Below are 26831 nucleotides of genomic sequence, written 5' to 3'. Positions count from 1 at the left end.
TATAAAATTTGCTACCATTAGTTATTATTTCATTTGAGGTGACAAATTATGCAAAAACTTCCTTATCGCGCCATTGTTTCGGATATGGATGGTACATTACTCAACGGGGATCATGTGGTCGGTGATTTTACCGCGCAAACCTTGGAGCGCCTGTATGACAGTAAGGTGGATATTGTTCTTGCCACGGGGCGTAATTACTTTGATGTGTCGAGTATTTTGAAGAAAACTAAGGTGAAGGAGGCGGTGCTGATTACTTCAAACGGTGCCCAAGCGCATAATTTGCAAGGGGAGCTGTTGCTAAATAATTCCTTGCCGGAAGAGATTGCTTATCAAGTGATGAATTTGCCGTTTGATGATACACGGGTATGTGTGAACAGCTATCAGGCTGATGGCTGGTTTATCAACAAAGACATTCCTGAGCTTTATAAATATCACAAAGACTCGGGCTTTATGTACGACGTGGTGGATTTTAAACAGCACCACGGTCGCGATACGGAAAAAGTGTTTTTTATTGCCCGCACACCGGCAGATTTGGTGGAATTGGAACATCAATTGCGCGATCGTTTCGGTGCGCAAACTAGCATCACCTATTCCACGCCGAGTTGCTTGGAAGTGATGAATAAAAATGTGTCAAAAGCCACCGCACTTGCCCAAGTCGTTCAGGCGCGGGATTATGGCTTGCAGGACTGTATCGCCTTTGGTGATGGTATGAATGATGTGGAAATGTTATCGGAGGTGGGAAAAGGGTGCATCATGGGCAACGCTGATCCGCGTTTGATAAAAAATTGTCCGCAGTTGGAAACTATTGGTCGTAACACAGACGAAGCCGTCGCTACTTACTTGCGGGCAATTTTCGGGATTTATTAATGCCAATTCTTTCCACTTTACTTTTCATCAGCAGTGGCGCCGCACTTGGTGCCTGTTTACGTTGGGGGTTAAGTATTGTACTTAATCCGTTGTTTGCCGCTTTTTCTTTCGGTACGCTGATTGCCAATTATGCGGGTTGTTTCATTATCGGTGCGTTATTCGCGTTATTTTGGTTCTTTCCGCAAATTTCAGAAGAGTGGAAGTTGTTCTTGGTGACGGGCTTTCTTGGCAGTTTAACCACCTTTTCCTCATTTTCCATTGAAGTGGTGAACAATTTGTTTAACGGCAAATTTGGTGTCGGCATGGGCTTGATTGCCGCGCACGTGATGGGCAGTTTGTTGTTTACTTTATTGGGTTTATTACTTGTTCGCTACGCGTTGAAGTAAGAAACGCATAAATATGCTGCAATGTCGGTGTGCGAATATCATCCGTTTCAAACAGGATTTCATGTTTGGTTCGGGCGATTTTGCGCAGGCGCCCATGAGCAAAAAGTGCGGTCAGTTTTTCTAGCGTTTTATTGTCCACGATCTTTTCCTCTTCCGCTTCAAACACTAATACCGGCGTTTCCACCCGACGAATGATTTTCGGCAGATGTTTGATGGCATTTAAACATAAATGCACCCAACGGAATGTCGGTCCGCCCAAACGAATGTTTGGATTGGCTAAATTCACTTCATTCATCCACTGCATTCGCGCGGCATCATGGCTGAGGTTATTTTCCTGTAGGTTAGCGGGTTTATATGGTCCTTTGCCGAACACATAGCGTTCTCCCTGCCCCCACAACATCATCATGTTTAACAGAATTTCATCACGTACGGGCTGTTTTAACGGCACGCCAAAAAACGGTGCAGAAAACACCGCACGTTGAATCCTGTGGTCGAAATTTGCTAAATAATAGGTTGTGACTAAAGCACCCAGGGAATGGGCCAAAATATATTGGTTGGGATAAGGATAAAGTGCGGTCAGATTGTCGATAATTTCTGCCATATCTTCGGCATAAAAACGAAACTCATCTAAATGACCTTTTTCGCCGTCTTTCAATAAACGTTGGGAATAACCTTGTCCGCGATGGTCAAAAACCAGTACGTCATAGCCTTGTTGATAAAAATCGTAAGCCAATTCCGTCCATTTCAAGATATTTTCCGCTCGACCATTCACCATGATCACTAACTCACGCGCTGTCGGATGATGAGTAAAATGACGGTATGCCAGTCGACAGCCGTTTTCCCCGTTGAGATATTGCAACGGGTATTGGGCGGCGAATTGGTGTAATTGAGCGCTATTAAACGGTTGCATGTTTGGCTAAAAGTCGTTGTTGTTTGGTGAACGCATAAAATACGATAACCAAAAAGAAATAGAAAATATTGCCGGAATTATGGCTGAAAAAACCTTGGCTCATGCCGTAAAACATGACGGAAAGAATATGTACGACACCAAGTAAGCCTGCTAATTTCTGTTCTGCATGGGAGCTCTTTAAATTTCGCCAAAAGAGATAAAATGGCACGAAAAACACACCGATTAACGCCAATAAACCTACTATTCCGCGCTTGGATAAATCATCCAAATATTGATTATGGGCGTGATTAAAACCCGACGCAAATTGGCTGATTAAGCCTTGCTCAAATTGTTGTTTACGCTTTTCTGATACGCCTTGCACACCCCAGCCTAGCCACGGTTTTTCTTGCGCCATTAATAATGCGCTTTTCCACATATCAAATCGCGCACCGACAGAAGTAGAACCGTCATTTCTTTGTAAATAAGCACTGATATCATATTCGGCGGCGGCAACACGTTCAGCAATGCGATTATTCGGTAGCTGGTTAATACCAAAGCCGGCAATAATTAAAATACTAAATAGCCCAAGAAAAAATCGTTTTGAAAGATGTTGACGATAAACCCATAGTATAAGGGTGAGAATGAACGGCACACCAATCCAGCCACCTCGCGCGGTAGAGAGAATGCTGCCAAGGATGCCACATAATCCTGCAAAGGTGCAAAGTGCGGTCTGTTTTAATTGTGTTTTTTGAAAAAAATAAAACCCGATAGCAACGCTAAACATTCCCAGTGACATCGCAATGTCACCACCTTGAATGTGCATAATACGAACACTAAATGCCATTTTGCTGTGCAATACCAGCTTGTCATAGATGGCTGTGATGCCTGCAATCATTGCACCTAAAGGAATCGCGTAAAGCACCGTGTTTAGGCGTGGTGGAATATGCAATAGCAATAGCAGTACCGGAATGAATAGCAATACACGACTTGGATTATCCAATTCTCGGATTTTTCCTTGGTGGACAATAAATGAGAGAACGAATGTGGCAAAGTAAAAAAGATAGCTGCAGATCAGCATTTTATCTTCTTTTGATAACGACCATTGCCACTTTTTTATTACGCCATAAATACTGTAACCGAGGCCTAATACAATAAGTAGTGCGGGTGCAATATTGTATCCATTCTTAATACTTAACAAGGATAAAAAGAAAAAGCCGATAGTAAAATTTACTATCACGGATAACGTTTTTTGTTTCGATAGCTGCATAATGATCATCAATAAAATAAAACCGCACTAAAAGTGAAGTGCGGTCGTATTTTAATGTGTTTTGGTTAATTATAAAACATCAACACAGTTTAAGTCTTCGAAAGATTGTTCTAAGCGTTTAGACATAGATTCTTCCATTTTGCGTAACCAAACGCGTGGGTCGTAGTATTTTTTGTTTGGTGCATCAGGGCCTTCAGGGTTACCTAATTGACCTTGCAAATACGCTTCGTTCGCTTTGTAGAAACTTAAAATACCATTCCATGCAGCCCATTGAGTATCGGTATCAATGTTCATTTTGATCGCACCGTAACCAATGGCTTCACGAATTTCTTCACGGGAAGAACCGGAACCGCCGTGGAAGACGAAATTAATTGGTTTCGCCGGCAGATTGCGCTCTTTGGCCACGAATTCTTGGCTTGCGCCTAAAATAGACGGTTTTAATTTTACGTTACCCGGTTTGTACACGCCGTGTACGTTACCGAATGCTGCGGCAACGGTAAAGTTCGGGCTTACTGGGTTTAATTGATCGTAAACATAAAGCACGTCAGACGGTTGAGTATATAAACGAGACTCATCTACATCGGAGTTATCCACGCCATCTTCTTCACCACCGGTGATACCGATTTCGATTTCAAGAGTCATACCCATTTTGTCCATACGGGCAAGGTATTCACGGCAGATTGCCATGTTTTCTTCCATTGGCTCTTCGGAAAGATCGAGCATGTGGGAAGAGAATAATGGACGACCGGTTTCTGCGAAGTGTTTTTCACCGGCTTCAAGTAAGCCATCGATCCATGGAAGTAATTTTTTCGCTGCGTGGTCGGTGTGTAAAATCACCGGTACGCCGTATTCTTTGGCTAAAGCATGAACGTGTTTTGCACCTGCAATCGCACCTAATACGTCAGGACGGGCTCCGCTGGTCGGTTTAATGCCTTTACCTGCGTAGAATGCTGCACCACCGTTAGAAAATTGAATAATTACAGGCGCTTTTACACGTGCGGCCGTTTCTAAAACGGCATTAACGGAGTTGGAGCCAACGCAGTTCACGGCAGGAAGTGCGAAGCCGTGTTCTTTTGCGTATGCAAATACTTTTTGAACATCTTCACCGGTAAGCACGCCCGGTTTGACAAGATCTAATAATTTAACCATAGTTATGTTTCCTTTTACGTTAAAAATTTTGTAGGATGCGTGGATTTTTAATCCATACGATGGATAGAACGCGTCTTTCGACATATACAGATTAGTTTGCCAACCCTAGTAATCGGTCTATTACAGGGTTCATTTTAGTTTCAACGGACTGCCATTTCATTAATGATAGCCCCCCTTTAGCTACTAATGAGTACTCTGCACTGGCGATTTGCTGATTTTGTTTAAACAGATTTAATTCTGCCCATGAGAGGTAAGTTGTTATATCCCATGAGCGTCTAGCTGAATAACGTAAAGCATATTCACAACTTTGAGTAACATCGACTTCATTTATTTTTCGTGTTGCTATTTTATGTTGTTGTAAACGTTTTTCTAGAACTGGTACAAAATCTACAATTTTTACTTCTAGGTTATTAACTATACAAATTTCACGTATATTTTTAAATTCTTCACTACTAATAGGATTTACTTGTATTGAAGTACAACCTGATGATAAAAAGCTGACAGTAGTAATAAGTAGACAAGAATAAATAAGTTTAAACATTAGTTTTCCTAGGTAATAATGTGTACTGTTTAGCACATTTTATAATTAACTTAATTTTTATAGTATGAGCACGCGTCGGGAGACGCGTGCCATCGTTTATTATCTTATGCAGAGAAAGCGCGGTTAGTTTTTCGCACGTTTCTCAAGAATTTCCACAGCCGGTAAGACTTTGCCTTCGACGAACTCTAAGAATGCACCGCCGCCGGTAGAAATATAAGAAATTTTATCTGCAATGCCGAACAAATCAATTGCTGCAAGGGTGTCACCGCCGCCTGCGATAGAGAAAGCATCGCTATCGGCAATAGCGTGAGAAATGATTTCCGTACCTTTGCGGAAGTTCGGGAATTCAAACACACCCACCGGGCCGTTCCATAATACGGTTTTTGCATTTTTGATAATTTCTGCAAGTTGTTCTGCAGATTTATCGCCGATATCGAAAATGGATTCGTCATCTTTCACTTCGGCCACAGATTTTTCTGTCGCCGGTGCGGTTTCGGAGAACTCGGTACCCACGCGAACATCAACCGGTACAGGAATGTCGGTGCTTACCGCTAATTCTTTGGCTACAGGGATTAAATCTGCTTCGTATAAGGATTTACCGACGTTATGACCGGCTGCCGCAATGAAAGTGTTGGCGATACCGCCACCCACGATAATTTGGTCGGCAATTTTGGAAAGCGAGTTTAACACTTCTAATTTGGTTGATACTTTAGAACCACCCACGATAGCCACCATTGGACGGGCAGGTTCTTTTAATGCTTTACCAAGCGCATCAAGTTCTGCTGCAAGTAATGGACCTGCACAAGCAACCGGTGCAAATTCAGCTACGCCGTAAGTAGAGGCTTGCGCGCGGTGTGCAGTGCCGAATGCATCCATAATGAATACATCACAAAGTGCGGCGTATTTTTTGGATAATTCAGGATCGTTTTTCTTCTCACCTTTGTTCACACGAACGTTTTCTAATACAACGATTTCACCGGCTTTCACATCAACGCCATTGAGGTAATCACGCTCTAAACGTACCGGCACATCAAGGTGTTCGTTTAAGTAATCAACGACAGGTTGTAAGGAGTCTTCAGGTTTAAATTCACCTTCGGTCGGACGACCTAAGTGGGAGGTCACCATCACTTTTGCGCCTTTTTCCAAGGCTAATTTTAAGGTTGGGATGGTGGCACGAATACGTGCATCAGAAGTGACTTTGCCGTCTTTTACCGGCACATTAAGATCGGCACGGATGAAAACACGTTTTCCGCTTAAATCTAGATCGGTCATTTTGATTACTGACATAATTTACCTCTTTTGTATGATTAAAATGAAAAATTAAATACTGAAGTGATTATACCTGAAACTGAGTAGTCTGTAACCTGAATAATATTCATTAGGCAAACGATTTCCCCCTTGAGTTCCAAAGAACTAATATCCTGTTCGACTGCTCGGACAATCCATCACCTGCCAATCCAAATCGTAACAAATAAACAATTCATTACGCGCCGCGCCAAGATACGCATTTTTGAGCTGTGGGTTATTGCTTTTCATCCATTTAAACAGCTCGTTACGACTTAATTCATAGTTCGGTAGCTTCAAAGTGCGGTATAAATTTTTGATTTTTTCAAAGTAATCTTTGGCATTATCAAAGATACAGGCGCCGTGTTTTTCCCATTCGCCTTGTAACAAACTGGCGCTTGGCATTTCCGGCAAATAACGTTCGATGAGTTCTTGCGGTAATTTTGATAAATCGCCTTGGCAAAAACGCGGATGCTCGTTGACACGTCTGGCTTGTTTGTTTTGTGACCATAAACCGTGTATGATCCAACCGAATTGTTGTGTTAAACCGCATTGGTATTGCAGTGAATTCGGCAACTCGTTGCCATATTGTTTACGTTGACGATCGCAAAACGCCGGCGACCAAGAAAGTACCAGTGTGTAATAGTCGGTTTGCGCGTTTTTATTTTGGCCGATGGGGTCGTTTTTCATAATGTAGTCGTAATCCCGATCGACAACGACACCAACCGCTTGTTTCTGCTGGGAAAAATAATACCAGCCGGCGAGTAAAAACATTAAAAAAGCCACCACAAAAAAAGACAGTAGCAACATACGTTTTTCGTTCATTAAATTCCTTTAATTTTGTTAGCGTATTGATTATAATCCGACCCCTTTCATTTCCCCCGAGAACATCATGGCTCTACTCATTACTGACAAATGCACTAACTGCGATATGTGCTTGCCGGAATGCCCGAATGAAGCAATTTCAATCGGGGAGGCGATCTATGTCATCGATCCGGCGCTCTGCACCGAATGTGTCGGCCATTATGACACTCCAACCTGTCAAAAGGTTTGTCCTATCAGCAAATGTATCATCACTGATCCGGCGCATATCGAAACCGAAGAGGAACTTTGGGAGCGCTTTGTGTTGATTCATCACGCGGATAAGTTGTAATTCACCAAAAGTGCGGTGAAAAAACAGGGCGTTTTTACTACGCCCGATAAGTTATGTTTTTTTATTTAAAATGCCACTTCGCCAGCAAAACTCCTGCATTTACCGCTACATTTAAGTTGCTTTTCAATGGATTGGCAAAGGATAGGCGCACTTGCTCATCTTCTTTATTTATCAAGTCTTCCGTTGAACCTTCGCTTAGCACAAAAACCGTTTTATTTTTTAACCGCACTTTATCCAATGATGTGCCGTTTTTACCGGTAGCAATATGCACGATTTGATAATCGGCCGCGCGTAATGCGGCTAAGGCATGACGCGTATCTGCAGTTTCCAACACGCGGATATATTCCGCACCGCCTTCCGCGACGCGTAATGTAATTGGCGAGTTAAGACTTTCAGGGGTTTCCGTGATGATGTGCTTCACGCCGAAAAATGCGCAAGTGCGTAAAATGCCACCGATATTTTGTGCATTGTTGACACCGTCCAGCAGCACCAAACAGTCCTCCGAATGTGGCACATCCAAATAGCCTTGCAACGTAAACGGATGGGATTTTTTCACCAACATACAAATGCCGCCGTGATGTTCGGTGCCGCTGACCTTGGTAAGCTCTTCACTATCAACGATGTGATACACCTTTTTATTCGCAGCTAAATAGCTACAAATGTCGCCGATTTTATGCGCCATTTGCACTGTCGCCCATAGGCGCACAATACTGCCGGGGCGTTTTTCAAATAAGGCTAAACAAGCATTCTCGCCATACACTTTTATTTCTTCGGTCCGATTTTTCTTGATTTTTTCAGGCGCTCTTGGTGATAGTGGACCGGTTTTTTTCTCTTTGATTTTTTCGTCAAATTGGCTACTTTTCACCATGACTTTTACGCGGCCCTCGGTATCACCGGCTTTTTTCAGCGTACTTTCATAAACACGCGGTGTTTTTTCAGCGTATTCACGTTTATCCTTAGTTTTGTCGGCACGACGTTTGTCTTGCTTGAATGGTTGGCGCGCAGCTTGTTCTTCTCGATTAAAGTGCGGTCGATTTTTGTCGCGTTTTTGGCGGTCGTCACCGACACTACGTTCAGAAAAAGACTTTTGGGCTGATTTGAAAGTGGGTTTTGTTGAATTTTGATTCATAATTGGGTTGCCGATAGCAGGGTGAATGGGAATGAAATGAACGAAGTTTGCTCATTTTTGCAATAAAATTGTGAGCATTATAACGAAAATTAGCCTTTTTTCTACCAAGTTGGGGGATAAATATTGTAAACTATCGCACTAATTAAGCTGATTAAGCGTTCTTACTCATTGAGTATTTTATAGAGAACAGATTTATGTTTACAGATAAAACAAAACGCGCGAAAAAGCGTCTTGAAAGCCTGCCGTGTTTGCCGTTGGCCGCCGAACAAGTAGAATTTATTTATGGTCCGGCAGCGTTTAAACGTGAGATTATTCAACTTATCCGAGAAGCGAAAACCCGAATTATTGTTACCGCACTTTACTGGCAAAATGATGAGGCAGGACAGGAAATTCTGGATGAAATTTATCGCGCTAAACAAGATAAACCTGAACTTGAGGTTAAAATTTTAATTGATTGGCACCGCGCTCAGCGGAATTTATTGGGTGCCGAGAAGAGTGCCACCAATGCCGATTGGTATTGCGAAGAACGCCAAAAATATCAACTTGCCGATGACCCGAATATGTTTTTCGGCGTGCCGATTAACACCCGCGAAGTATTCGGTGTGTTACACATCAAAGGTTTTGTGTTTGATAACACCGTGCTTTATAGTGGCGCCAGCATTAATAACGTGTATTTACAACAAAATGAAAAATACCGTTATGATCGTTACCAAAAAATCACTAACTCCGTATTAGCCGACACTATGGTGAATTTTATTCGCTATTATTTGTTGGATTCCGATGTCGTATTGCCATTGGATAATGTAAATCGTCCGAAAACCAAAGAGATTCGCCAAGGCATTCGTCATTTCCGTAAAAATCTGTCTGTTTACGGGCAGTACAAACTGCCAAGTGCGGTCGATTTTTGCAGTGAATTAACGGTAACGCCGTTATTCGGTTTGGGGGGCGCGGGCAATATTTTGAATTGTACGATTGAAGATTTATTCCAATTGGTGGAAGATAAACTCACCATTTGCACGCCGTATTTCAATTTCCCGCATACGTTGCAACAAAAAATCCGTTATTTATTACGCAAAGGCAAAAAAATAGAAATCATTGTGGGCGATAAAGTGGCCAATGATTTCTATATTCCGCCGGAGCAACCGTTCAAAATGGCGGGGGCTTTGCCATATTTGTATGAAAGCAATTTACGCCGTTTTAGTAAAAAATTTGAACGTGAAGTTGCCGAAGGGCAATTGATTATTCGTTTATGGAAAGACGGTGATAATACTTATCACCTGAAAGGTATTTGGGTGGATGATAACTATATTTTACTCACCGGTAATAACCTTAACCCACGTGCATGGCGGTTAGATGCAGAAAATGGCTTGTTCATTCATGATCCGCAACATCAATTGCGCCCGCAAGTGTTAAAAGAACTGGAACACATCCGTCAACACACTACAGCGTTAAAACACTACAGTGAACTGGAAGAAATGGATCAATATCCGGCACCGGTACAAAAGCTACTGAAAAAATTTGCCCGTGTTAAAGCGGATAAATTAGTGAAGATGATTTTGTAGAAAGTGCGGTGGTTTTTTCAAACGTTTTTACGCATAAAAAATGCAGCCTGATCGCTGCATTTTTTTATGTATTAATCTTCCCAACGTTTAAAAATCAATGAGGTATTGACGCCGCCGAAGGCAAAATTATTGTTCATGACATACTGGGTTTGAATGTGGCGACCATCACCACAGATATAATCCAACTTGCCACAACGTTCATCAATATTATCTAAATTTAAGGTCGGTGCGAACCAGCCGTCACGCATCATTTCAATAGCAAACCAAGATTCTAACGCACCGCACGCGCCTAGCGTATGACCTAAATAGCTTTTTTGCGAGCTTAACGGTACATGACCGAAGACGGCTTCGGTCGCTTGGGTTTCGGCAATATCACCTTGTTCGGTCGCGGTGCCGTGACCATCCACATAACCGATTTGGTTTGGTGATAACCCGGCGTCTTTTAACGCTAATTCCATACAGCGTTGCATCGTATCTTTTTGCGGGCGGGTGACGTGAGCTCCATCGCTGTTGGCGCCGTAGCCCACGATTTCTGCAATGATCTTCGCGCCGCGGGCAAGGGCATGTTCTAATTCTTCTAATACAAAAATACCCGCACCTTCACCGATAACCAAACCATCGCGATCTTTGTCGTATGGTCGAGGAGTTTGGCTTGGGTTGGCATTATTACGGCTGGCGGCATAGAGTGAATCGAATACATACACTTCCGACGGGCAAAATTCTTCGGCACCGCCGGCCAGCATCATCGGAATTAAACCGTGTTTGATGGCTTCATAAGCATAGCCAATGCCTTGGCTACCGGATGAACAAGCACTTGAAGTGGGGATAATACGCCCGGTTAAACCAAAGAAAATACCAATATTGGCGGCAGTCGTGTGGGGCATCATGCGCACATAGGTGTTGGCATTGAAACCGTCGGATTTTCCGGTCATTAATAACTCGGCCGCATCTCTGACGTCATTGGTAGAACCGGTAGAGGAGCCACAAGCAACGCCCATTCTGCCGTCTTTTAAATAAGCCTGAATTTCACCCTTTTCATCCAACAAATTGGCATCTGCCAAGGCGCGCTCAGCGGCTTCGACTGCGAATTGAGAGACGCGTCCCAGACTGCGTAATTGTTTGCGATTCCAGTGCTTTGGCGGGTGATAGCCATGAATTTCCGCGCCCAAATTGGCACCCAATTCAGGGTAACGTTCTGCCCATTCGGTTTTTGCCTGTACCGCATTTTGCTTGCGTTGGAAGGCGGCTTTCACTTCCGACCATTCTTTACCGAAGGCGGTAATCGCGCCAATACCTGTGATCACGACTCGTTTCATATTTGATTCTCTTGGTTTGCTTAGTGATAGCGTAATTGCTTGCGCTTACACGATAAAAATATCCTTAACACAGCCCGCCATTGACCGCAATCACTTGGCGGGTAATGTAGCCGGCTTTTTCGTCCATTAGGAAATTAACGGCGTGTGCGACTTCTTCCGGATCGCCCATACGGCCTGCCGGGATCATTTTTAAGATTTCTTCAATCGGTACATTTTCATCCAAAATATCTGTATCAATTAAACCCGGCGCTACGCAGTTTACGGTGATTTTACGTTTGGCTAATTCCACCGCTAAGGCTTTTGCCGCGCCGATTAATCCTGCTTTGGAAGCACTATAATTCACTTGCCCACGATTACCGATTAAGCCGGAGACAGAAGTAATACACACAATGCGCCCCGCTTTGCGACGGCGGATCATCGGCATCATAATCGGGTGAAGCACATTATAAAATCCGTCTAAATTGGTGCGTAATACCTGATCCCAATCCTCGTCGGTAAGCGCCGGAAAGGCGTTGTCACGGGTTAATCCGGCATTTAATACAACGCCATAATAAGCACCGTTTGTTTCGACATCTGCGGTTAAGATGGCAGCCACCTCAGCGCGGTTGCTGACGTCAAATTGTAATACGCGGGCCTGTTGTCCCAGTTTGCGCACGGCTTGTGCCACCGATTCGGCTTCGTCAACGCGGCTACGGCAATGTACCACAATGTCAAAGCCTGATTGTGCCAAGCGCAAGGCAATAGCTTTACCGATGCCTCTGCTGGATCCTGTAATTAAAACGGTTTCACTCATTTTTTGTTCCTGAATTTCAAAGTGCGGTGGTTTTTTTCAATGAATTTAAACTTGTGGTCTAAAGACATTGAGTGCGCCTTCCACAATCACTTGTTGGTTGGCTTGGTCAATCAGTTGACAATCAAATACCCCGAAGCCGGTGGCATCTTCAATGGAGAGCTTTATTTGAATGCATAACTTGCTGCCCACGGCAATATCGGTTTGATGAATGCTAAGTTTGCGGGAGCCAATCCAATATCCCAAACTAATCGGTTTGCCGGCACGAACGCATTTACAACCGGCCCAAGCAGCAACCCCTTGCGCCATGATTTCAGCACCTAAAAATGCGGGTAATTTGTTTTCTTTTAACAAGATATTGTCGTCACGAATTTCGGCTTCCGCCACCAGAAAGTCATCGTCGAAATCAACGACGCGATCCAACAAAATCATTTTTCCGCTATGGGGAACCAGCGGAGCGATGTCGGTGATTGGGCACGTTAAATCAATCATCTCGTTCTCCTAAAATCAACACGGTGTTGTTGCCGCCGAAAGCAAAAGAGCTGCTAGCGCCAATGCGTGGTGTGGTTTGCCAACGGCTTTGGGCATCGGTGATGTTGATCAAAGGCAAGGTGTCATCCCGTTGTTGATCCCACAATTGCGCCGGCAACTTGCCGTTAGGGTTTAACTTGCGATCGATGGTGCCCCATAAAATGGCAGCTTCGACTGCACCTGCCGCACCAAGTGTGTGGCCGGTATAAGGTTTGGTGGTCGTACAAGGCGTATTATCACCAAATACTTGATGTACCGCGAGACTTTCCATTTGGTCATTATGTACCGTGCCGGTCCCGTGTAAATTAATCCAACCGATTTGTGCAGCACTTAATCGGGCGGAGTTTAATGCGTCTTGGAAAGCCGCAATGGCGCCTTTGCCTTCAGGATGCGGCGAGGACATATGATAAGCGTCACTGCTGGCACCGTAACCCAAGAGGGCGATATTGTCATCCGTTAATTTGTCACGGCTCATGATAAAGACCGCGGCGCCTTCGCCTAAATTAATGCCATCGCGATTGGCAGAAAGCGGATTCGAGCGTTTGTCGGACAATACGGATAATGCCCCGAAGCCACTGATGGTGAGCGGTGAAAGTGCATCAACACCGCCACAAATCACGGCATCACATAACTCGGCGTTTAACAAGCGTGCTGCGCTGATTAAGGCTTTGGCGCCGGAGGTGCAAGCAGTGGAAATGCCGTATGTTAAACCTTGTAAGCCATATTGATAGGCGACAAAATCGGCCGGCGCGGAAAAATATTGCTGTTGCTGTTTGAATGGCGCGCCTTTCCAGTCTTGATGTCCAACGGCGTACTGAAACACCGGGATATTTTCATCTACGCCGGTGGTGGATGTGCCGATAACCACGGCAATGCGTTGACGACCAAAGCGTGCGATTGCCTGTTCAATTTGCGGTTCAATTTGTGCCAAACAATGCCAAAGCAGCTGATTATTACGGCTGGCGTGCAGGCTTGGCAAATCTTGTGGGAACGGGCGTAATGTTGTGTTTACCTCGCCGAATACGCGTTGTTTGCCCGCCATGTGATAATGGGTGAATGCTTGATCGGAAGGCGCGAGCGGTGAAGCCTCAGCTGCCAATAAATGCTGAATATGCCGTTCAATGCCTTCTCCTAAACTGCTGAGAATGGCCGGTTTGGTTAAATAAAGTGCGGTCATTTTTCCCTTTAATTTAATTCTTCGATTCGCCAATGGCTTTGATCGGCTAAGTCAATTTTAATCGTGTTGGATAATTGTCTGATCTGCCAGACTTTCTTATTTTGAATAAAATAATCGGTGCCGTTTGCCACGGGATTAATTGCGCTAAATGTAAATAGTGCATGGTTTGGGTTTAACGCCGTGGATAGCGCAGAAAAAAGCAGTTTGGCTTGTTGGTTGGGCATGACAAAACCGTCATTTTGCCATCCTTGCGTGGTTAAAATCACCCGCGCCAAAGGGGCTCCCAGAGGATCCGTTTGTACCCAACGCCATTGTTGCGGTTCCGTTTGTAAGGTTAATAGGCTGGCTTGTTGGAGTTGATGTTGGGCGTTTAACTGTTCCACTTTAAACACCCGAATGTTTTGTTGCTGTGGCGGCAAGTGTTTGACCGTCGGCAACGACGTGCAGGCAGTAAGCACTAAACAACACAACAGCAAGACATATTTCATCATCAGAGCCTAACCTTTAATCTTGCGTAGCGGTGCCACAAATTTCTGCTAGCGCGTTTAAGCGGGGGGTGGATTTCGCCACAAATGGATTTTCCGTATCCCACGCATAGCCCGCCAAAATAGACGACAACATTTGACGAATTTTAGGTTCCGGATTACGTGCATAAATCACATCTTGGAAAGAATTGTCATACCAACCGTTTACATAAGTGCGGAAGGCGTTCACGCCAACCATTAACGGTTCGCTAAATTCTGTTTGCCAATCCACCGTTTCGCCTTTGAGTTGGCGTGGAATAATACGCGACGCCAAACGGGCCGAATGTAAGGCGATGGTCACGCCGGAGGAAAATACCGGGTCAAGGAATTCGGCGGCGTTGCCCAACAAGGCAAAATGTTTGCCGTATAACGCTTTTACGTTTGCGGAATAACCTTGAATCTGACGATATGGGAAATCATTTTCCCAATTGGCGTTAGCCAAAATGCGTTTTAACATCGGGCATTCCAACGCGAATTTTTTCAATATGGTTTCATTATCGCCATCTAAGGTTTCCGGCAAACCCACCACACCGATAGAGCAACGGTTGTCGGCAAATGGAATCAACCATAACCACACATCACGGTGTGTCGGGTGTGTCGTGATCAGAATCTTATTTCGGTCAAAGTCAGGAGCATTGATATTGTCATCAATATGTGTGAAACGGGCGACACGGGTAGGGAGACTGGACGGTGTTTCTAAGTCCAATAAACGCGGCAATACGCGGCCATAACCACTGGCGTCCAATACAAAGCGGGCGGATAAATGATACTCTTCACCGTCTTCGCCACGGGCTTTTAATACGGCGGTTTCCCCCGAATTATCTAAACTGAGCACTTCATGGCCGAAACGGACTTCTACGCCTTTTTTGGCTGTTTCATCAATTAAAATTTTATCAAAAATACCGCGACGAACTTGGTAAGTCGTGCCCGGACCGGCAGTGAATTTATCGGTGAAATCAAAATAAGTGTAACGATTGCCCCAAGTGAAGGCAGCACCGTTTTTAAATTGGAAGGTTTTCTCGGCATTGACGGCGTCAACTAAGTCTGCTTCCGCTAAAATATCCATACAATAAGGCAACAGGCTTTCACCGATGACAAAACGCGGGAAATGTTGTTTTTCTAATACACAAACCTTGACGCCTTGTTTATGCAATAAGGATGCGGCAACGGAACCGGATGGCCCTGCGCCAATAATCACAACATCAAATTGATTCATTTTGATTCTCCATAACGTAGCATTTTAAAAGTCATAATTACGCTCAGTAACACGCCAATACTCACGCTCAACCCGAATGAGGCCACCGCAGGTGTTGAACTTAAGCCTAATAAGACAAATGAAATAAGCGTGGTTGTTGCTACCAATAATACCGCAATGTACTTACCGTATAAAGGCTCATTTGCAGTTTGCATATAGGCGGTGTAATCAATGCCGATGGCAGAAACCAACAACAGGCCGAACATGGTAAATAAGCTGATTGGCCAACCGAACCAACCGAAGACTGCCACCGTTGTCACAATGGCGCACAAGGGCGGCAACAACATTTTTAAGGTATTTTTGGCACCGAAGAAACGCCATAACAAGATCCCGGCAAACAAGAATGAGAGCACTTTTAACCAAGCCGCCTGATCTCGGGTGGCTTGGAAGGCCTGATTCAAATGCGCCCGTTTATCCTGCCAGAAAATATCCTGTTGATTGGCAAAATGCGCTAAGGATTGGGTTGCTGAGCCGCTTACCTGCACCACACCGGCCACTTTGCCGTTCATATTACCTAAATACAGCGTTTGCCATGCTTGCCCGACTTGTGTTTGTAATGCGGTGGAGATCTGTAACGGTGAGGCACGGGCTAGGTCGGTGAGTGCTGTTTGAATACGCTCCGGTGGCACGCCGATGTCCTCTAAAATCGCATAATCTTGCAGCCTCAAATGTGTGGTAAGTGCTTGCAGAAATTGCGCTTGTTGCGTTGGTGACATAATCCATTGGGATAGGGCTCGATAGGGGATTTTTTGTTCTACTAATTTTTGCGTGAGCGCGTCTTCTTTGGCTAATAATTCATCATCATTATCGGCGATTACCAAGAAATAACGATTACCCAAATCAATACCGGTTAAGTCTCCGATTTGTTTGGCTTCGTTAAGCATGCTTTGCGGGATGGAAACCCATTCACGAATATCGTCTTGCCATTTGGATTGATACAACCCGCCGGCAATCAACAGTAGTAATAACGCTGATGGCAACAGTCCGATTTTCCGTTGTAAAAACGTCTCGAAAAATGACCGCACTTTAGGGCGGGAGGGCAGCGGTTTGGCTTGGTAACGACGAAAGCGCGACGGTAGAAATAATAGGGTCGCCAACATGGCCGCGATCAGGGCAATAGCGGAGAAAAGTGCGGTCTGTTTTAACACCGGAAGTGCGGTAAAGCCGAGCAGACCATAGCCCAAGAGCGTCACAAATAGGCTAATCAGAAAAGTAAAACGTAATTTCTTCATCGCCTGAACGCCATTCCACTGCAGGTTTGAAAGGGAAGAGGAGAGCCAGTGTAGCGGAAAATCAATGAGTACACCGATTAAACTGGTGCCGATGACGATGGTTAAAATATGAATTTGCCCAAATGCCAGCACCGTTGCGGTGACACCACTTAGCATCCCCGCCACAATCGGCAGAAAGAGCCATAACACGCGTAGCGTTCGGAAGGTTGTCAGCAGCAATAATAAGGTGAGGCTGACACCGAGCAGGCTCATTAAGGTACTTTCCCGTTCGGCTTTCATTTTAGCTTGAGCGGCAAACAGGGTGGCCCCAGTGGCTAACATTTGCCCGCCGTCCGCGTTAACTTGCTTACGATTTTCCGTTAAAAGTGCGGTCAGTTTTAACGATGGATTGATCAAACTGCCCTGTGCCAATACGCCACGTAGCAAAACCCATGTTTTCTCTTTTTCGACAATATACAGCATGCCGTTTTCCGCATTCCATTGAACCCGGCTTTGGGATTGCGCCTGCGCTAACACAAATCGGCCGAAGCCCAACCAGTCTTGTTCTAAAGACAGTAAATTGGTTTGAGCAAACGGGTTGGTAATTTGTTCGGCATAGTGCTGAAAATAGGTTTGTGGATTATTCAGTAATTGTTGACGAATCCCTTGTGGCAAGGTGGCAAGGCGTAATTGTTTGATTTCTTCACGCAACGTTGTCAGATTCGGTTGCATTTTGTCGTTCACTTGCGTGAACAAGCCGCTTTGCCGCCATTGCTGTGCGATGTCCTCATTAAGTTGAAACGCAGTTTGCGGATCTTGATGGCCAATAAGCACAATGACTTGTTGATTAAGCAATGCTTCTTGATGTTGATCCACTTGGATTTGTAAGTCTGTCCAACCTTGTTCTTGCGGCAACAGCGCGCGCAAGTCGGTTTGTAACCAATCGCCTTTCTTGACCAAATAACCCAGCGTCACCAAGGTGGTGATTAAAAATAGGGCGTATAGACAGGAAAGTGCGGTGATTTTTTTCATCGTTTTTTATTCAAGGGCGGATTGTGCCATGGCGGACAAGGGTTGATTTTGTTGAATGCGGTCAAACTGAATGTGGGTTTTATCGCCCTGTTTTTCGTTTAACACAATGGTTTTCACGACATTATCGCCTTGAATTTGAATGTCGGTAAAAATCTGTTTCATTAATAGCGAACTTGGCGTTAAGGTTAAATGCCAATGTTGTGCATTACCGCCGAGCGTCATATCAAATTGTGATTTTAGCCCAGAAATATCACCTGATAACAAGCCTAAAAACAGCGAAATTTGTTCCGCTTGTCCCATTTTCCCATTGGCGACCCATTGTTTTCCGTCCCATTGCATAATGCCGTCTTTTTTCACCCGTAATTGATTGGCAAAAGGTTTTTCCATTTGCCATAACAAGCCTTTTTGCGCCAAAAGTGTGAACTTGCCTTGGGTGGTAATAGGCTTGGTTAAGGATTTCAGGAAACGTTGTTGGGTAAAATCGCCTTGCACGTTTTTAGGCGTTTGCAACAACGTGATCAATTCACCCTCGGAAAAGGCAAAGGTGAGCGGGCTAAGCAATAACAAAACAAGAAGTAAGGCTTTACGCATGGCTTTTCTCCGCTTGAAAACTAGGGTGATTTTCCACCGCACTTCGCCAGCAAGGCGGAGTTTGTAGTTGCATTTCGCCGCTTTTAATTTCCACAGCCACTTGAGTGGTACTGCCGCTGGTGAGTTTTTGTTTGGTTTCCACATCACGAATAACATAATCAATACGAATACAACTCTCGTATTCTACCAAGAACAATTCTACGCGGATTTTCTGACGGAAAATGGTTGGTTTGACATACTTCAAATTTAACTGCACAACCGGCCAACCGTAGCCTTTTTCTTTCATCACATCGTAGGTGTAATGAATTTCGTCTAAAAATGCACAGCGTGCCATTTCCAAGTATTTCACGTAATGTCCATGCCACATGATATTCATGGAATCCACGTCAAAAAACTGGATTTCATAGTCGGAAGCGTGGTGGCAATAAATGTGTTTTTTCATTTTGAATCGTCTTCCCAAAAATCGTAAAAGTTAAACCAATAAAGCGGATTTTCTTCACATTCTTTCGCCAATAAATCCGCATAGCGTTGCATGGCCGCTTCAATATTTTCTGCACGTTGTTTGCCACGGCCTTCAATTGGGGCAGAAAAATGCCGCAATTTTAAGTGGTAATCACCCCATTTTTTTAAGCAGAACACCGTATTAATCGGCGTTTTTAGTATGCTTGCCATCAACCACGCGCCTTGCGGAAATTCTGCTGGTGCACCTAAAAAATGAATCTTTTGGGTTTTGTCGCCGTGCACCGGAATACGATCCGCCGCGATGGCAATCCATTCTCCCCGTTCGATACGGTCATGTAATTCCAGCATTTTTTGCGCATCTAAATCTTCCACCTGAATTAATGGCAATGAGGTGGCACCGGCTTTTTCCAAGGTTTCATTAAAGGCTTGCGCGTGGCGATTATGTACTAAAATATTTAGCCGAAAGTTACCGTGATGTCCGCTGTCCACCAAGGCACGACAAATTTCAATATTACCAAAATGGGAACAAACTAAAATCTGACCACGGCCTTGGGAACGAATGGCTTGATAGACGTTATCCGTGTCATCTAACACGAGATCGGGGTAACGAATTTTTTTCTGCCATACGGCAAAACGGTCGGTAATCGCTTCACCAAACGCCAAAAAATGGCGAAACAAGGCATAACGCGGCAATTTTATGTGCGGGAAGGTTTGTTGTAAGCGTTGTTGGTAGCGGACAATATTTCGACGGGCTTTTCTTGAGGTGAGAAAAAAATAACTCACTACAATAAACGTAATGAGACGAATTAACCACAGAGGACAATACTGCACGATTAAACGGGTTAAATTAAGGAAAAATTTACTGCCCCGTTCATGTTGTTGAGCCCAATGTTGTGAAGTCATACTTTACGTCCCGTCAATACCCGTGCCAACATACCGAAAAAGAGGCGGGTATGCATTTTGCTGATCGCCCAATTGTCGGCAAAACCGCGAAAATGTGACACGCCGTCCGGTGTATAACGTACCGGTGTTGGCACCCAAACCAAAGGAATTTGGTGCCAGTGGGATTTCACTAAAATATCAATATCAAATTCCATGCGATTGCCTAATGTTTCCTGTTGCATTAATAGCAACATTGCCGCTAACGGATATAAGCGGAATCCACACATTCCATCTTTGATGTCGGTGGAAAGGGTGTGAATAGCGTTCCAAAAATCGGTGATTTTGCGTCCGTATAAGCGGGCTTTCGGAGCGTCTTCGCCATAAATAGGGCTGCCACAAATAAGTGCGGTCGGATTTTTTTGCATTTCCAGTAACATTTGTTGAATATCGGGCAGATGATGTTGCCCGTCGGCGTCTACTTGAATAGCGTGCGTGAACCCCATGTTGAAGGCCTGGGTAAAGCCCACTTTCATGGCAGCACCCTTGCCACTGTTTTGCGGACAATAATGTACGATAACTTTCGGTGGATTTTCTAATTTTTTTAACACGGCCACATGTTCGGCAGAAGAACCATCATCTACAATCAGCACCGGTAATTCTAGCGCAAGCAATTGTTCTACCACATTGCCGATAGTGTCCGAGTGGTTGTAATGAGGAATAATGGCGATGACCTGATTCATGCGAAATGTTCCTCTTTTTGCGTTAAAAAAACCTGTTCAAAATCCCGTTTGCCGATTTTCGATTGGCTATTGCGTGGCAGTTCGTCGGTAAAGCGCCAGAAGCGCGGCAAAGCGGAATTTTCTTGGCTTTGCATAAGAAAATGGCGCAAGCGGTTGACCAATTCATTGCGTCCCAATGTCTTATAGGCCTGAATACCGTCGGTATTTAATGCCACCCAAGCCGCCGGCCGGGCGTGTTTGGGATGTTGTGCCACATAGCAATCCACCAGCCAAGGATGTCGCAGTAAATCTTGTTCGATTTTAACCAGTGAAATGCGTTTGTCGCCAAATTTCACAATGCGATCAATACGTCCCAGTAAATTGAATTTGCCGTTTGCCAATTCGGCGGCGTCAGCGGTTTGTTCCCGTTGGTTTAACCATGCGGATTCCACCCATAGGGCGCCTTCTTCGTTCAATCCCACTTGTGTGAGCGGCGTTGGTTGCCATAAGCCGTCATCTTCACGAAAGGCAATCGCGCCGGTTTCCGTGCTGCCATAACATTCGATGACGTGAGTTTGTAATTGTTTACGTATGGCATTGCCAACATCAACAGGTAAGACACCTCCGGAAGAAATAATCCCGGCAAAAGGACATTGGGCTAATTTGGGCGCGTTTAAATTTAATCGGGTTAATAAGGCCGGGCTGCTGATCCACACCACTGAGGGCGCGGAGAGACTTTCTTCAATTAAATGTTCGGGGTAGGGTAATTGTCTGCGGGCAATGGTCCAGCCCATGGTCAACGGCAACATAATGCGATAAGACAATCCATAATGATGTTGCGCAGAAACACTGGACACTAAGTGAATGTGATTGCCGGTGGAAAAAGGGAGTGATTGGCGGATAGCGTCCGCTTCAAGCCACATTTGCGCCGCGGTTTTTACCAAGATTTTTGGCTGTCCACTGCTGCCTGAGGTTTTTAACCATATTTCCGTTTGCGCATGGCAAGCAAAGTGCGGTGGATTTTCAGGATGTTTTTGCGTGACGCCATAGTGCGCAAATTGGGGATCATCAAACAGAAAATCGGCATTTTCTGCGATCCATTGCTGATTTTCTTCCAGTAAATTCGGCGGTAACAAAATGCGCACGCCGGCATGAAAACAGGCCAACATGGTGCAGGCGAACAGTGCGGCATCTTCAAACCAAAATGCCACCGTGCAGACATTATCTTGTCTTAACTGTGCCGCAATTTGCCATGCGCGGGCAATGAAATCCTGCCATTGCCAATTGGGATGACGCGCGATGAGCGTTGTTGTTTCTCTTAGCTTGTGCATAGAATCATTCATGGGTTTATCCATCATGTTTATTCATAATGTTGCTTAACTTTTTGACGAACCAACCACTCGCCCGCCATGACGACACCGATAACGCAATAAGAAATTACACCGGTGTAGAGTGCCCAAAAATCGTAATATTTCAGCCAAATAGCCATGCCGGTAATGAGAATGTTGACAATAAATACGCCACACCAAAGTTGGGTAACTTTGCGTGTGTAACGCACGCCGGCTTCATTTAAATCCGGTGTCTGTAAGCGGGCGAGGCGTTCCACCACGGTTTGTTCGCTCCATAAACTGCTACCGAACAAAGACAGCATTAAACCGTTAATAATGATTGGATACCAAAACATGGTTTCAATGGAGCGGGTGAATGCTACCACCGCCAAAATCAATGCCATTGACCACGCAAAATAACGTTGCCCTTGTTGTTGAAAACAGCCTTTGACCGCCCAAAGCACGGCCATGATCCAAGGCAAATGAAACAACATTTGTTGGTTGTCGGCAAACAGCCAAATAATGGGGTAGGCAATGCCGGTTAAGGTTAATAAGAGGTTGATGAACACGTTAATCATGGTCTTTTACCGGCAGTATTGAAGATTATTTGAACGATTGAACATCGTTTAAAACAGCTACGCCGCTACAACAAATTTCACCTTCCACTTTGAGCTGGAAAGTCACTTTATCCCCTTGTCCGTTAAGCGTTAAGTTCAGTTCAAACTCATCATTCGGACGTAAAAATTTCTGGAATTTGAGTTTATCAATACGACAAAATCCCACATCTTGCGCTAAAAATTCATTGGTTTTTTCGTTAATCCATTGCAATTCAATGACCCCCGGGACTAACGGGAAATTTGCAAAATGATCTTTAAGGTAAATCAAATCTAACGGTACTTTGCCTGTGGCGTGATAATGATGTTCATTTTGTTGTTGTGTAAACCAAATAGGATCGCGTTGTGGCTCAAGACAAGTGCGGTTAAATTCCAGCTTATTTATTTTAGATTGGCTGTTGCGCGGTAATTTGTCGGTAAAGCGCCAAAAACGTGGAATGGCCGTCTTGTCTTGGGTTGCCGATAAGTGCGTTTTCAGTTGTTCCACCAAATAACGTCGTCCATGTCCTCGCAAAGCGTCGATACCTTGAGCGGTTAATCCCACCCATGCGGCCAAACGGGCTTGCTTGGGGTGTTGGGCAATATAGCAATCATCCACCCACGGATGTTGCATTAATTTACCTTCAATGCCGGCCAACGATGTACGTTTGTCGCCGATTTTTACGATGCGGTCACTGCGTCCGAGCAGACGAAAACCGCCATCGGTGAATTCCACCACATCTGCTGTTTGTTCACGATGGGAAAGCCATACCCCTTCAATCCATAAGGCACCATGTTCGTCACTGCCTAATTGGCTGTTCGGCAGGGTTTGCCATAAATGAATATTGTCACGAATGGCGATTGGGCCGGTCTCCGTACTGCCGTAAATTTCAATTACCGGCTGTTGTAACAGCTTGCGCATTTGTTCGGAGGTCTCTTCCGGCAAGGCTCCGCCGGAGGAAATTACGCCCGCAAGGCTTTTGGGCATTGTTGTGTTAAACCAATCAATCCGCGTCAACATGGCGGGGCTACTGACCACCACAACCTGTTCGGCCTTTTGCGCTTCGGCGATGATGCATTCCGGATAAAACTGTTGCTTGCGACCGATTTGCCAACCGTTGACCAAAGACATCATGATGTGCACGGTTAAGCCGTAAATATGCTGAATGCTAACGGTGCTAAGGGCGGTAATATCATTACCGGCACGTAAAGGAAGGGCAATAGTAAGCGCTTCGGCGCCAAGCCACATTTGCTCGGCAGTTTTGATAATAGTCTTAGCTTCGCCGGTGCTACCGGAGGTTTTTAACCAGATTTCCGTTTGATTGGTATAATCAAAGAGCGGTCGATTTTGCGGATGTTTTTGCACCTCTTGCTGTGCACCGAAATGCTCGAAATCTTCGGCGGAAGGTTGGTTTATTTTACTGTCCGTGAGCCAAAGATCGGCATTACTATTCACCCATTCGACACTTTCAGAAGTAAAATTCGGCGGGAAGAGCACTCGAACGTCGGCATTCCAAGCCCCTAACAGGGTACAGGCCAATTTGGCTCCGTCTTCCAGCCAAACGGCAATGGCACGAACTTGGCGTTGTTGTAGCTCGGCGGAAATTTGGTGTGCTTTTTGTTCAAAATCCACATAACGCCATTGCGGATCGTGGGCAATTAAACTATTGGCGGTATATTTAGACATTATTGTGTATTTTGACTCATTTTCAGCACGGCTTTCACTACATCATCCACCGTTCGAACATTGCGGAAATCTTCTGCCTGTAGCTTGTGACCTGTTTTGCGTTTGATGTGATCGATAAGATCAATAGCATCAATACTATCAATTTCCAATTCTTCATAGAGATTGGTTTCCGGCTTAATTCTTTCCGGTTCAATTTCAAATAAAGATTCCAACGCTTCGCTGAGGAGATCGCGGATTTCTTGTTCGGTCATATTATGCCTCGCCTTTTTGCGCTCGAATAAATTTGGCTAAGGAGGTGACGCTTTCAAAATGATCGCGCAATTGGGTTTGCTCGCTATCTAATTGCAAACCAAAGGTTTTTTGTACAGCCAGACCAAGCTCGAGAGCATCAACGGAGTCTAAACCTAAGCCATCGTCACCAAAAAGTGCGGTGTCATTTTCAATATCTTCAACACTGATGTCTTCTAACGCAAGGCTGTCAATGATTAATTGTTTAAGTTGTTGTTCCAGTTCCATTTTAGTTGTCCTTTGTATGTGTATTAAAATAATCTTCCAAGTATTTGGTTAATCTGCGTGAAGCCATTGGGATAGATTGTTCTTGTAGCCAATCTTGCGGATGAATGTCTTCACCGACGATGAGTTCATATTGAATGCGTTTTTTCGGGATTTTATACCACGGATGTCCTTTCTTTAAACTGAGCGGATTCATGCGAATAATGACCGGGGTAATTACACGGGCACTACGTAACCCAATGGATACCGCGCCACGGTTTAATTTCACCACACCGTCCCAACCGGTACGGGTACCTTCGGCAAATAATAATAAAGCTTGTTCTTTCAGCACCTCGTCACTTTGTTCCAGTAATTCTACTGATTCCGTATTCGGTAAAAAACCGCATGCCAAAATTTGATTGCGCATGGTAGGGTTGTTGAGCAAATCTTTTTTCACAATGCAATTTAGGCTTGGGCTTTGGCCTAAAATTAATACCACATCCAACAAAGACGGGTGGTTCGGTAAAATTAATTGCCCTGGTCTGCCGAGTTTCTCAAAGCCTTTATAACTGACTTCCAACACGCCGCCAAAAGACAGATAACGAATAAAATAATACCAAATTCGACCGACAAAACGGCGTATTTTCAATTGGGTTTGTAGACTATTGGTTTGGTGATGTCGCGCATAAGGATATAACACCAACTGCAGTAATGTGCCGGCAACACCCCAAAATAAAAAACCAATGGCTGTGCTCAAAAAACGACGCAACCAATTTAGTTTTTTTGCCATGACCAAGATCCTCCGGTACTATTTGGTGTGCACCATTTAGCCTGGTTGAGATACTGATTTTTTACCCACTCTAATGCCGTATCAACAACGGCTTCACCTTCCGGCGGTTGGGCACAAAAACTGAGTTGATATTGCTCGCCGGTTTCCATAACCAGTGCTAAGGCATAACTGAACGGCTGACGTACTACGGGTTGCACATCATAACTCTGTTCTAAAGGCGATTCGGCAACAATGACCAATACGCGTTCGGCGCCTTCTTTGAGTAATAAATAGGCTTCCAGTAATGCGATTTCCAAATTATCTTTATTGGCCATTAATGCAGTGGTTTCCGCCGTTACCTTACGCAATTCCGACCATTGCCCGATTAACGCATTATGTACCGATAAGCTAAAAGATGTCGGAGAAACATCGCCTTCCGTTAAAAGTGAATACCATAAGCTAAAATTACGATTAATCTCACTATTTGCTGAGGCATAAACCACCGGTAAATTGGATTGTTCATCAACCAACGTCCAAGCCGCTTCAAAAATCAAACGGGCTGAATCACTTAAACGACGGCGTTTAAGTGGCGGTAAAAATTCAAGTTTAGGCGCAAAATCGGCAAAATTTGTGCAATTTTGTTGCCAATGTTGATAGCCTAATTTCCAATCATGCTCACTTAATGTTTTATTACAAACGATATTCCAACAGCTGACATTAAATGAAAATTGACAAATAGTTTGAGTCATTATGAATTATTGAAATAATTGATTAATCATTAAATCCGTTTGGCCTTGTAAACCAACTTGATCAACACGATCTTTTTCATCGCCGCGACGTTTATAAGATAAGAAACCTAAAGATTGCTTACTCGCGGCATCACGCAAGTCTAATTTTGCTCTAGCGATAATTTGACTATTCCCTTTGACCGTAAAAAATAAAATACGCTCACAGGTTCTTTTATCTTTTACCAATTGTGCAGAAATATTCTTCTTTTTTAGGCTTTTGGTTAATGCATCGATGAAATCATCCGGCGCACTGTATGTGTTGCCTTTCAAGCAAAGGTGTTTAATGTTGTAACCGTTTCCTACCGGTCTAAGATCTGAAACGCCGGAAGAACAACCAACCAAGCTAAATGCAGCAATACTGAGAGTTAAATATAATTTTTTCATTGAATTCCTAGAATTAGGTTAAAAAAGAAAATGATAAAGATAAAAAAATTCGCCCAATTTTACCTAGGCTATT

30 protein-coding genes are annotated in these 26831 nt (G+C 44.3%); 4 read left to right on the top strand and 26 right to left on the bottom strand.

Features of this window, described 5'->3' with window-relative positions; translation table 11 throughout:
• Window positions 1-48: 48 nt before the first annotated feature.
• Together EL144_RS01205 and crcB are read left to right on the top strand one after the other, a co-directional pair.
• Window positions 49-867: a Cof-type HAD-IIB family hydrolase gene (locus EL144_RS01205; RefSeq protein WP_005702953.1), complete on the top strand. Its 819-nt coding sequence runs from the start codon at window positions 49-51 to the stop codon at window positions 865-867.
• Entirely contained in the window at window positions 867-1253 is a 387-nt protein-coding gene (crcB, locus tag EL144_RS01200; RefSeq protein ID WP_005702952.1) for a fluoride efflux transporter CrcB, read from the top strand. Before EL144_RS01205 ends, crcB begins: the two co-directional genes overlap by 1 nt.
• On the opposite strand, the gene EL144_RS01195 is transcribed toward crcB, so the two are convergent.
• The 6 genes from EL144_RS01195 to EL144_RS01170 all read right to left on the bottom strand — a co-directional run bounded on the left by EL144_RS01195 (window position 1210) and on the right by EL144_RS01170 (window position 7208).
• Window positions 1210-2163, bottom strand: a complete 954-nt coding sequence (locus EL144_RS01195; protein ID WP_005702950.1) for an alpha/beta fold hydrolase — start codon at window positions 2161-2163, stop codon at window positions 1210-1212. The genes crcB and EL144_RS01195 overlap by 44 nt on opposite strands.
• On the bottom strand, window positions 2150-3409 hold the full coding sequence (locus EL144_RS01190; protein ID WP_032994770.1) for an O-antigen ligase family protein: 1260 nt from the start codon (window positions 3407-3409) through the stop codon (window positions 2150-2152). The genes EL144_RS01195 and EL144_RS01190 overlap by 14 nt, the downstream gene beginning before the upstream one ends.
• A gap of 69 nt (window positions 3410-3478) precedes the next feature.
• Entirely contained in the window at window positions 3479-4558 is a 1080-nt protein-coding gene (gene fbaA / locus EL144_RS01185; RefSeq protein WP_005702948.1) for a class II fructose-bisphosphate aldolase, read from the bottom strand.
• 91 nt (window positions 4559-4649) lie between these two features.
• Window positions 4650-5099 (bottom strand): Sbal_3080 family lipoprotein, encoded by a 450-nt coding sequence (locus tag EL144_RS01180; RefSeq protein ID WP_032994754.1) that lies wholly within the window; start codon window positions 5097-5099, stop codon window positions 4650-4652.
• Window positions 5100-5222: 123 nt separating this feature from the next.
• On the bottom strand, window positions 5223-6386 hold the full coding sequence (gene pgk / locus EL144_RS01175; protein ID WP_032994752.1) for a phosphoglycerate kinase: 1164 nt from the start codon (window positions 6384-6386) through the stop codon (window positions 5223-5225).
• Between the two features lie 126 nt (window positions 6387-6512).
• A complete protein-coding gene (locus EL144_RS01170; protein WP_005702946.1) occupies window positions 6513-7208 on the bottom strand; it encodes a ribonuclease T2 family protein in 696 nt (231 codons plus the stop codon).
• 67 nt (window positions 7209-7275) lie between these two features.
• On the opposite strand from EL144_RS01170, the gene EL144_RS01165 reads away from it, so the two are divergent.
• A complete protein-coding gene (locus EL144_RS01165) occupies window positions 7276-7536 on the top strand; it encodes a YfhL family 4Fe-4S dicluster ferredoxin (protein ID WP_005702142.1) in 261 nt (86 codons plus the stop codon).
• Window positions 7537-7597: 61 nt separating this feature from the next.
• Here the strand turns inward: EL144_RS01165 and EL144_RS01160 are convergent, their stop codons facing one another.
• Window positions 7598-8665 (bottom strand): TrmH family RNA methyltransferase, encoded by a 1068-nt coding sequence (locus EL144_RS01160; RefSeq protein WP_005702944.1) that lies wholly within the window; start codon window positions 8663-8665, stop codon window positions 7598-7600.
• A gap of 194 nt (window positions 8666-8859) precedes the next feature.
• Here EL144_RS01160 and pssA point away from each other — a divergent pair, with 194 nt between their 5' ends.
• Window positions 8860-10227, top strand: coding sequence for a CDP-diacylglycerol--serine O-phosphatidyltransferase (gene pssA / locus EL144_RS01155; RefSeq protein WP_005702943.1), 1368 nt, complete (start codon window positions 8860-8862; stop codon window positions 10225-10227).
• Window positions 10228-10298: 71 nt separating this feature from the next.
• On the opposite strand, the gene EL144_RS01150 is transcribed toward pssA, so the two are convergent.
• The 19 genes from EL144_RS01150 to EL144_RS01060 form a co-directional block, all read right to left on the bottom strand.
• A complete protein-coding gene (locus EL144_RS01150; protein WP_032994751.1) occupies window positions 10299-11543 on the bottom strand; it encodes a beta-ketoacyl-ACP synthase in 1245 nt (414 codons plus the stop codon).
• A 64-nt stretch (window positions 11544-11607) separates the two neighbouring features.
• Complete coding sequence (fabG, locus tag EL144_RS01145) at window positions 11608-12336, bottom strand: 3-oxoacyl-ACP reductase FabG (RefSeq protein ID WP_005702941.1); 729 nt, start codon at window positions 12334-12336, stop codon at window positions 11608-11610.
• Between the two features lie 45 nt (window positions 12337-12381).
• A complete protein-coding gene (locus tag EL144_RS01140; RefSeq protein ID WP_005702940.1) occupies window positions 12382-12825 on the bottom strand; it encodes an ApeP family dehydratase in 444 nt (147 codons plus the stop codon).
• Complete coding sequence (locus EL144_RS01135; protein WP_005702939.1) at window positions 12818-14041, bottom strand: beta-ketoacyl-ACP synthase; 1224 nt, start codon at window positions 14039-14041, stop codon at window positions 12818-12820. The genes EL144_RS01140 and EL144_RS01135 overlap by 8 nt, the downstream gene beginning before the upstream one ends.
• A gap of 8 nt (window positions 14042-14049) precedes the next feature.
• On the bottom strand, window positions 14050-14529 hold the full coding sequence (locus tag EL144_RS01130; RefSeq protein WP_032994768.1) for a hypothetical protein: 480 nt from the start codon (window positions 14527-14529) through the stop codon (window positions 14050-14052).
• A 16-nt stretch (window positions 14530-14545) separates the two neighbouring features.
• Window positions 14546-15781 (bottom strand): NAD(P)/FAD-dependent oxidoreductase, encoded by a 1236-nt coding sequence (locus EL144_RS01125; protein ID WP_050332642.1) that lies wholly within the window; start codon window positions 15779-15781, stop codon window positions 14546-14548.
• Window positions 15778-18063: an MMPL family transporter gene (locus EL144_RS01120; protein WP_005702936.1), complete on the bottom strand. Its 2286-nt coding sequence runs from the start codon at window positions 18061-18063 to the stop codon at window positions 15778-15780. Before EL144_RS01120 ends, EL144_RS01125 begins: the two co-directional genes overlap by 4 nt.
• 6 nt (window positions 18064-18069) lie before the next feature.
• Window positions 18070-18654: a LolA family protein gene (locus tag EL144_RS01115; protein ID WP_005702934.1), complete on the bottom strand. Its 585-nt coding sequence runs from the start codon at window positions 18652-18654 to the stop codon at window positions 18070-18072.
• Window positions 18647-19096 carry an acyl-CoA thioesterase gene (locus tag EL144_RS01110; protein ID WP_005702154.1) on the bottom strand — a complete coding sequence of 150 codons (450 nt, stop codon included), beginning with the start codon at window positions 19094-19096 and terminating at the stop codon, window positions 18647-18649. The genes EL144_RS01115 and EL144_RS01110 overlap by 8 nt, the downstream gene beginning before the upstream one ends.
• A complete protein-coding gene (locus tag EL144_RS01105; protein WP_005702933.1) occupies window positions 19093-20019 on the bottom strand; it encodes an LpxL/LpxP family acyltransferase in 927 nt (308 codons plus the stop codon). The genes EL144_RS01110 and EL144_RS01105 overlap by 4 nt, the downstream gene beginning before the upstream one ends.
• Window positions 20016-20738: a glycosyltransferase family 2 protein gene (locus EL144_RS01100; RefSeq protein WP_005702932.1), complete on the bottom strand. Its 723-nt coding sequence runs from the start codon at window positions 20736-20738 to the stop codon at window positions 20016-20018. Before EL144_RS01100 ends, EL144_RS01105 begins: the two co-directional genes overlap by 4 nt.
• Window positions 20735-22060 carry an AMP-binding protein gene (locus EL144_RS01095; RefSeq protein ID WP_032994766.1) on the bottom strand — a complete coding sequence of 442 codons (1326 nt, stop codon included), beginning with the start codon at window positions 22058-22060 and terminating at the stop codon, window positions 20735-20737. The genes EL144_RS01100 and EL144_RS01095 overlap by 4 nt, the downstream gene beginning before the upstream one ends.
• Window positions 22061-22077: 17 nt before the next feature.
• Window positions 22078-22623: a COG4648 family protein gene (locus EL144_RS01090; protein ID WP_005702930.1), complete on the bottom strand. Its 546-nt coding sequence runs from the start codon at window positions 22621-22623 to the stop codon at window positions 22078-22080.
• Between the two features lie 25 nt (window positions 22624-22648).
• Window positions 22649-24328 (bottom strand): AMP-binding protein, encoded by a 1680-nt coding sequence (locus tag EL144_RS01085; RefSeq protein WP_032994748.1) that lies wholly within the window; start codon window positions 24326-24328, stop codon window positions 22649-22651.
• Window positions 24325-24576, bottom strand: a complete 252-nt coding sequence (locus EL144_RS01080) for an acyl carrier protein (RefSeq protein ID WP_005702928.1) — start codon at window positions 24574-24576, stop codon at window positions 24325-24327. The genes EL144_RS01085 and EL144_RS01080 overlap by 4 nt, the downstream gene beginning before the upstream one ends.
• A gap of 1 nt (window position 24577) precedes the next feature.
• On the bottom strand, window positions 24578-24841 hold the full coding sequence (locus EL144_RS01075) for a phosphopantetheine-binding protein (RefSeq protein WP_005702927.1): 264 nt from the start codon (window positions 24839-24841) through the stop codon (window positions 24578-24580).
• A gap of 1 nt (window position 24842) precedes the next feature.
• On the bottom strand, window positions 24843-25607 hold the full coding sequence (locus tag EL144_RS01070; protein WP_005702926.1) for a lysophospholipid acyltransferase family protein: 765 nt from the start codon (window positions 25605-25607) through the stop codon (window positions 24843-24845).
• A complete protein-coding gene (locus tag EL144_RS01065) occupies window positions 25592-26335 on the bottom strand; it encodes a beta-ketoacyl synthase chain length factor (protein ID WP_005702924.1) in 744 nt (247 codons plus the stop codon). Before EL144_RS01065 ends, EL144_RS01070 begins: the two co-directional genes overlap by 16 nt.
• Before the next feature lie 6 nt (window positions 26336-26341).
• Window positions 26342-26758 carry a hypothetical protein gene (locus EL144_RS01060; protein WP_005702922.1) on the bottom strand — a complete coding sequence of 139 codons (417 nt, stop codon included), beginning with the start codon at window positions 26756-26758 and terminating at the stop codon, window positions 26342-26344.
• Between the last annotated feature and the right edge of the window lie 73 nt (window positions 26759-26831).

It is taken from the genome of Aggregatibacter aphrophilus ATCC 33389 (genome assembly GCF_900636915.1).
GTDB classification, from domain to species: Bacteria; Pseudomonadota; Gammaproteobacteria; order Enterobacterales; family Pasteurellaceae; genus Aggregatibacter; species Aggregatibacter aphrophilus.
The sequence above is the reverse complement of the archived record's forward strand: the minus strand, read 5'-3'. Positions and strand labels throughout refer to the sequence as shown.

Excerpts from the sequence above, each read along its gene's own strand:
- EL144_RS01205 (WP_005702953.1), top strand. The coding sequence starts at position 49 with ATGCAAAAACTTCCTTATCGCGCCATTGTTTCGGATATGGATGGTACA.
- crcB (WP_005702952.1), top strand. The coding sequence starts at position 867 with ATGCCAATTCTTTCCACTTTACTTTTCATCAGCAGTGGCGCCGCACTT.
- EL144_RS01195 (WP_005702950.1), bottom strand. The coding sequence starts at position 2,163 with ATGCAACCGTTTAATAGCGCTCAATTACACCAATTCGCCGCCCAATAC.
- EL144_RS01190 (WP_032994770.1), bottom strand. The coding sequence starts at position 3,409 with ATGCAGCTATCGAAACAAAAAACGTTATCCGTGATAGTAAATTTTACT.
- fbaA (WP_005702948.1), bottom strand. The coding sequence starts at position 4,558 with ATGGTTAAATTATTAGATCTTGTCAAACCGGGCGTGCTTACCGGTGAA.
- EL144_RS01180 (WP_032994754.1), bottom strand. The coding sequence starts at position 5,099 with ATGTTTAAACTTATTTATTCTTGTCTACTTATTACTACTGTCAGCTTT.
- pgk (WP_032994752.1), bottom strand. The coding sequence starts at position 6,386 with ATGTCAGTAATCAAAATGACCGATCTAGATTTAAGCGGAAAACGTGTT.
- EL144_RS01170 (WP_005702946.1), bottom strand. The coding sequence starts at position 7,208 with ATGAACGAAAAACGTATGTTGCTACTGTCTTTTTTTGTGGTGGCTTTT.
- EL144_RS01165 (WP_005702142.1), top strand. The coding sequence starts at position 7,276 with ATGGCTCTACTCATTACTGACAAATGCACTAACTGCGATATGTGCTTG.
- EL144_RS01160 (WP_005702944.1), bottom strand. The coding sequence starts at position 8,665 with ATGAATCAAAATTCAACAAAACCCACTTTCAAATCAGCCCAAAAGTCT.
- pssA (WP_005702943.1), top strand. The coding sequence starts at position 8,860 with ATGTTTACAGATAAAACAAAACGCGCGAAAAAGCGTCTTGAAAGCCTG.
- EL144_RS01150 (WP_032994751.1), bottom strand. The coding sequence starts at position 11,543 with ATGAAACGAGTCGTGATCACAGGTATTGGCGCGATTACCGCCTTCGGT.
- fabG (WP_005702941.1), bottom strand. The coding sequence starts at position 12,336 with ATGAGTGAAACCGTTTTAATTACAGGATCCAGCAGAGGCATCGGTAAA.
- EL144_RS01140 (WP_005702940.1), bottom strand. The coding sequence starts at position 12,825 with ATGATTGATTTAACGTGCCCAATCACCGACATCGCTCCGCTGGTTCCC.
- EL144_RS01135 (WP_005702939.1), bottom strand. The coding sequence starts at position 14,041 with ATGACCGCACTTTATTTAACCAAACCGGCCATTCTCAGCAGTTTAGGA.
- EL144_RS01130 (WP_032994768.1), bottom strand. The coding sequence starts at position 14,529 with ATGAAATATGTCTTGCTGTTGTGTTGTTTAGTGCTTACTGCCTGCACG.
- EL144_RS01125 (WP_050332642.1), bottom strand. The coding sequence starts at position 15,781 with ATGAATCAATTTGATGTTGTGATTATTGGCGCAGGGCCATCCGGTTCC.
- EL144_RS01120 (WP_005702936.1), bottom strand. The coding sequence starts at position 18,063 with ATGAAAAAAATCACCGCACTTTCCTGTCTATACGCCCTATTTTTAATC.
- EL144_RS01115 (WP_005702934.1), bottom strand. The coding sequence starts at position 18,654 with ATGCGTAAAGCCTTACTTCTTGTTTTGTTATTGCTTAGCCCGCTCACC.
- EL144_RS01110 (WP_005702154.1), bottom strand. The coding sequence starts at position 19,096 with ATGAAAAAACACATTTATTGCCACCACGCTTCCGACTATGAAATCCAG.
- EL144_RS01105 (WP_005702933.1), bottom strand. The coding sequence starts at position 20,019 with ATGACTTCACAACATTGGGCTCAACAACATGAACGGGGCAGTAAATTT.
- EL144_RS01100 (WP_005702932.1), bottom strand. The coding sequence starts at position 20,738 with ATGAATCAGGTCATCGCCATTATTCCTCATTACAACCACTCGGACACT.
- EL144_RS01095 (WP_032994766.1), bottom strand. The coding sequence starts at position 22,060 with ATGAATGATTCTATGCACAAGCTAAGAGAAACAACAACGCTCATCGCG.
- EL144_RS01090 (WP_005702930.1), bottom strand. The coding sequence starts at position 22,623 with ATGATTAACGTGTTCATCAACCTCTTATTAACCTTAACCGGCATTGCC.
- EL144_RS01080 (WP_005702928.1), bottom strand. The coding sequence starts at position 24,576 with ATGACCGAACAAGAAATCCGCGATCTCCTCAGCGAAGCGTTGGAATCT.
- EL144_RS01075 (WP_005702927.1), bottom strand. The coding sequence starts at position 24,841 with ATGGAACTGGAACAACAACTTAAACAATTAATCATTGACAGCCTTGCG.
- EL144_RS01070 (WP_005702926.1), bottom strand. The coding sequence starts at position 25,607 with ATGGCAAAAAAACTAAATTGGTTGCGTCGTTTTTTGAGCACAGCCATT.
- EL144_RS01065 (WP_005702924.1), bottom strand. The coding sequence starts at position 26,335 with ATGACTCAAACTATTTGTCAATTTTCATTTAATGTCAGCTGTTGGAAT.
- EL144_RS01060 (WP_005702922.1), bottom strand. The coding sequence starts at position 26,758 with ATGAAAAAATTATATTTAACTCTCAGTATTGCTGCATTTAGCTTGGTT.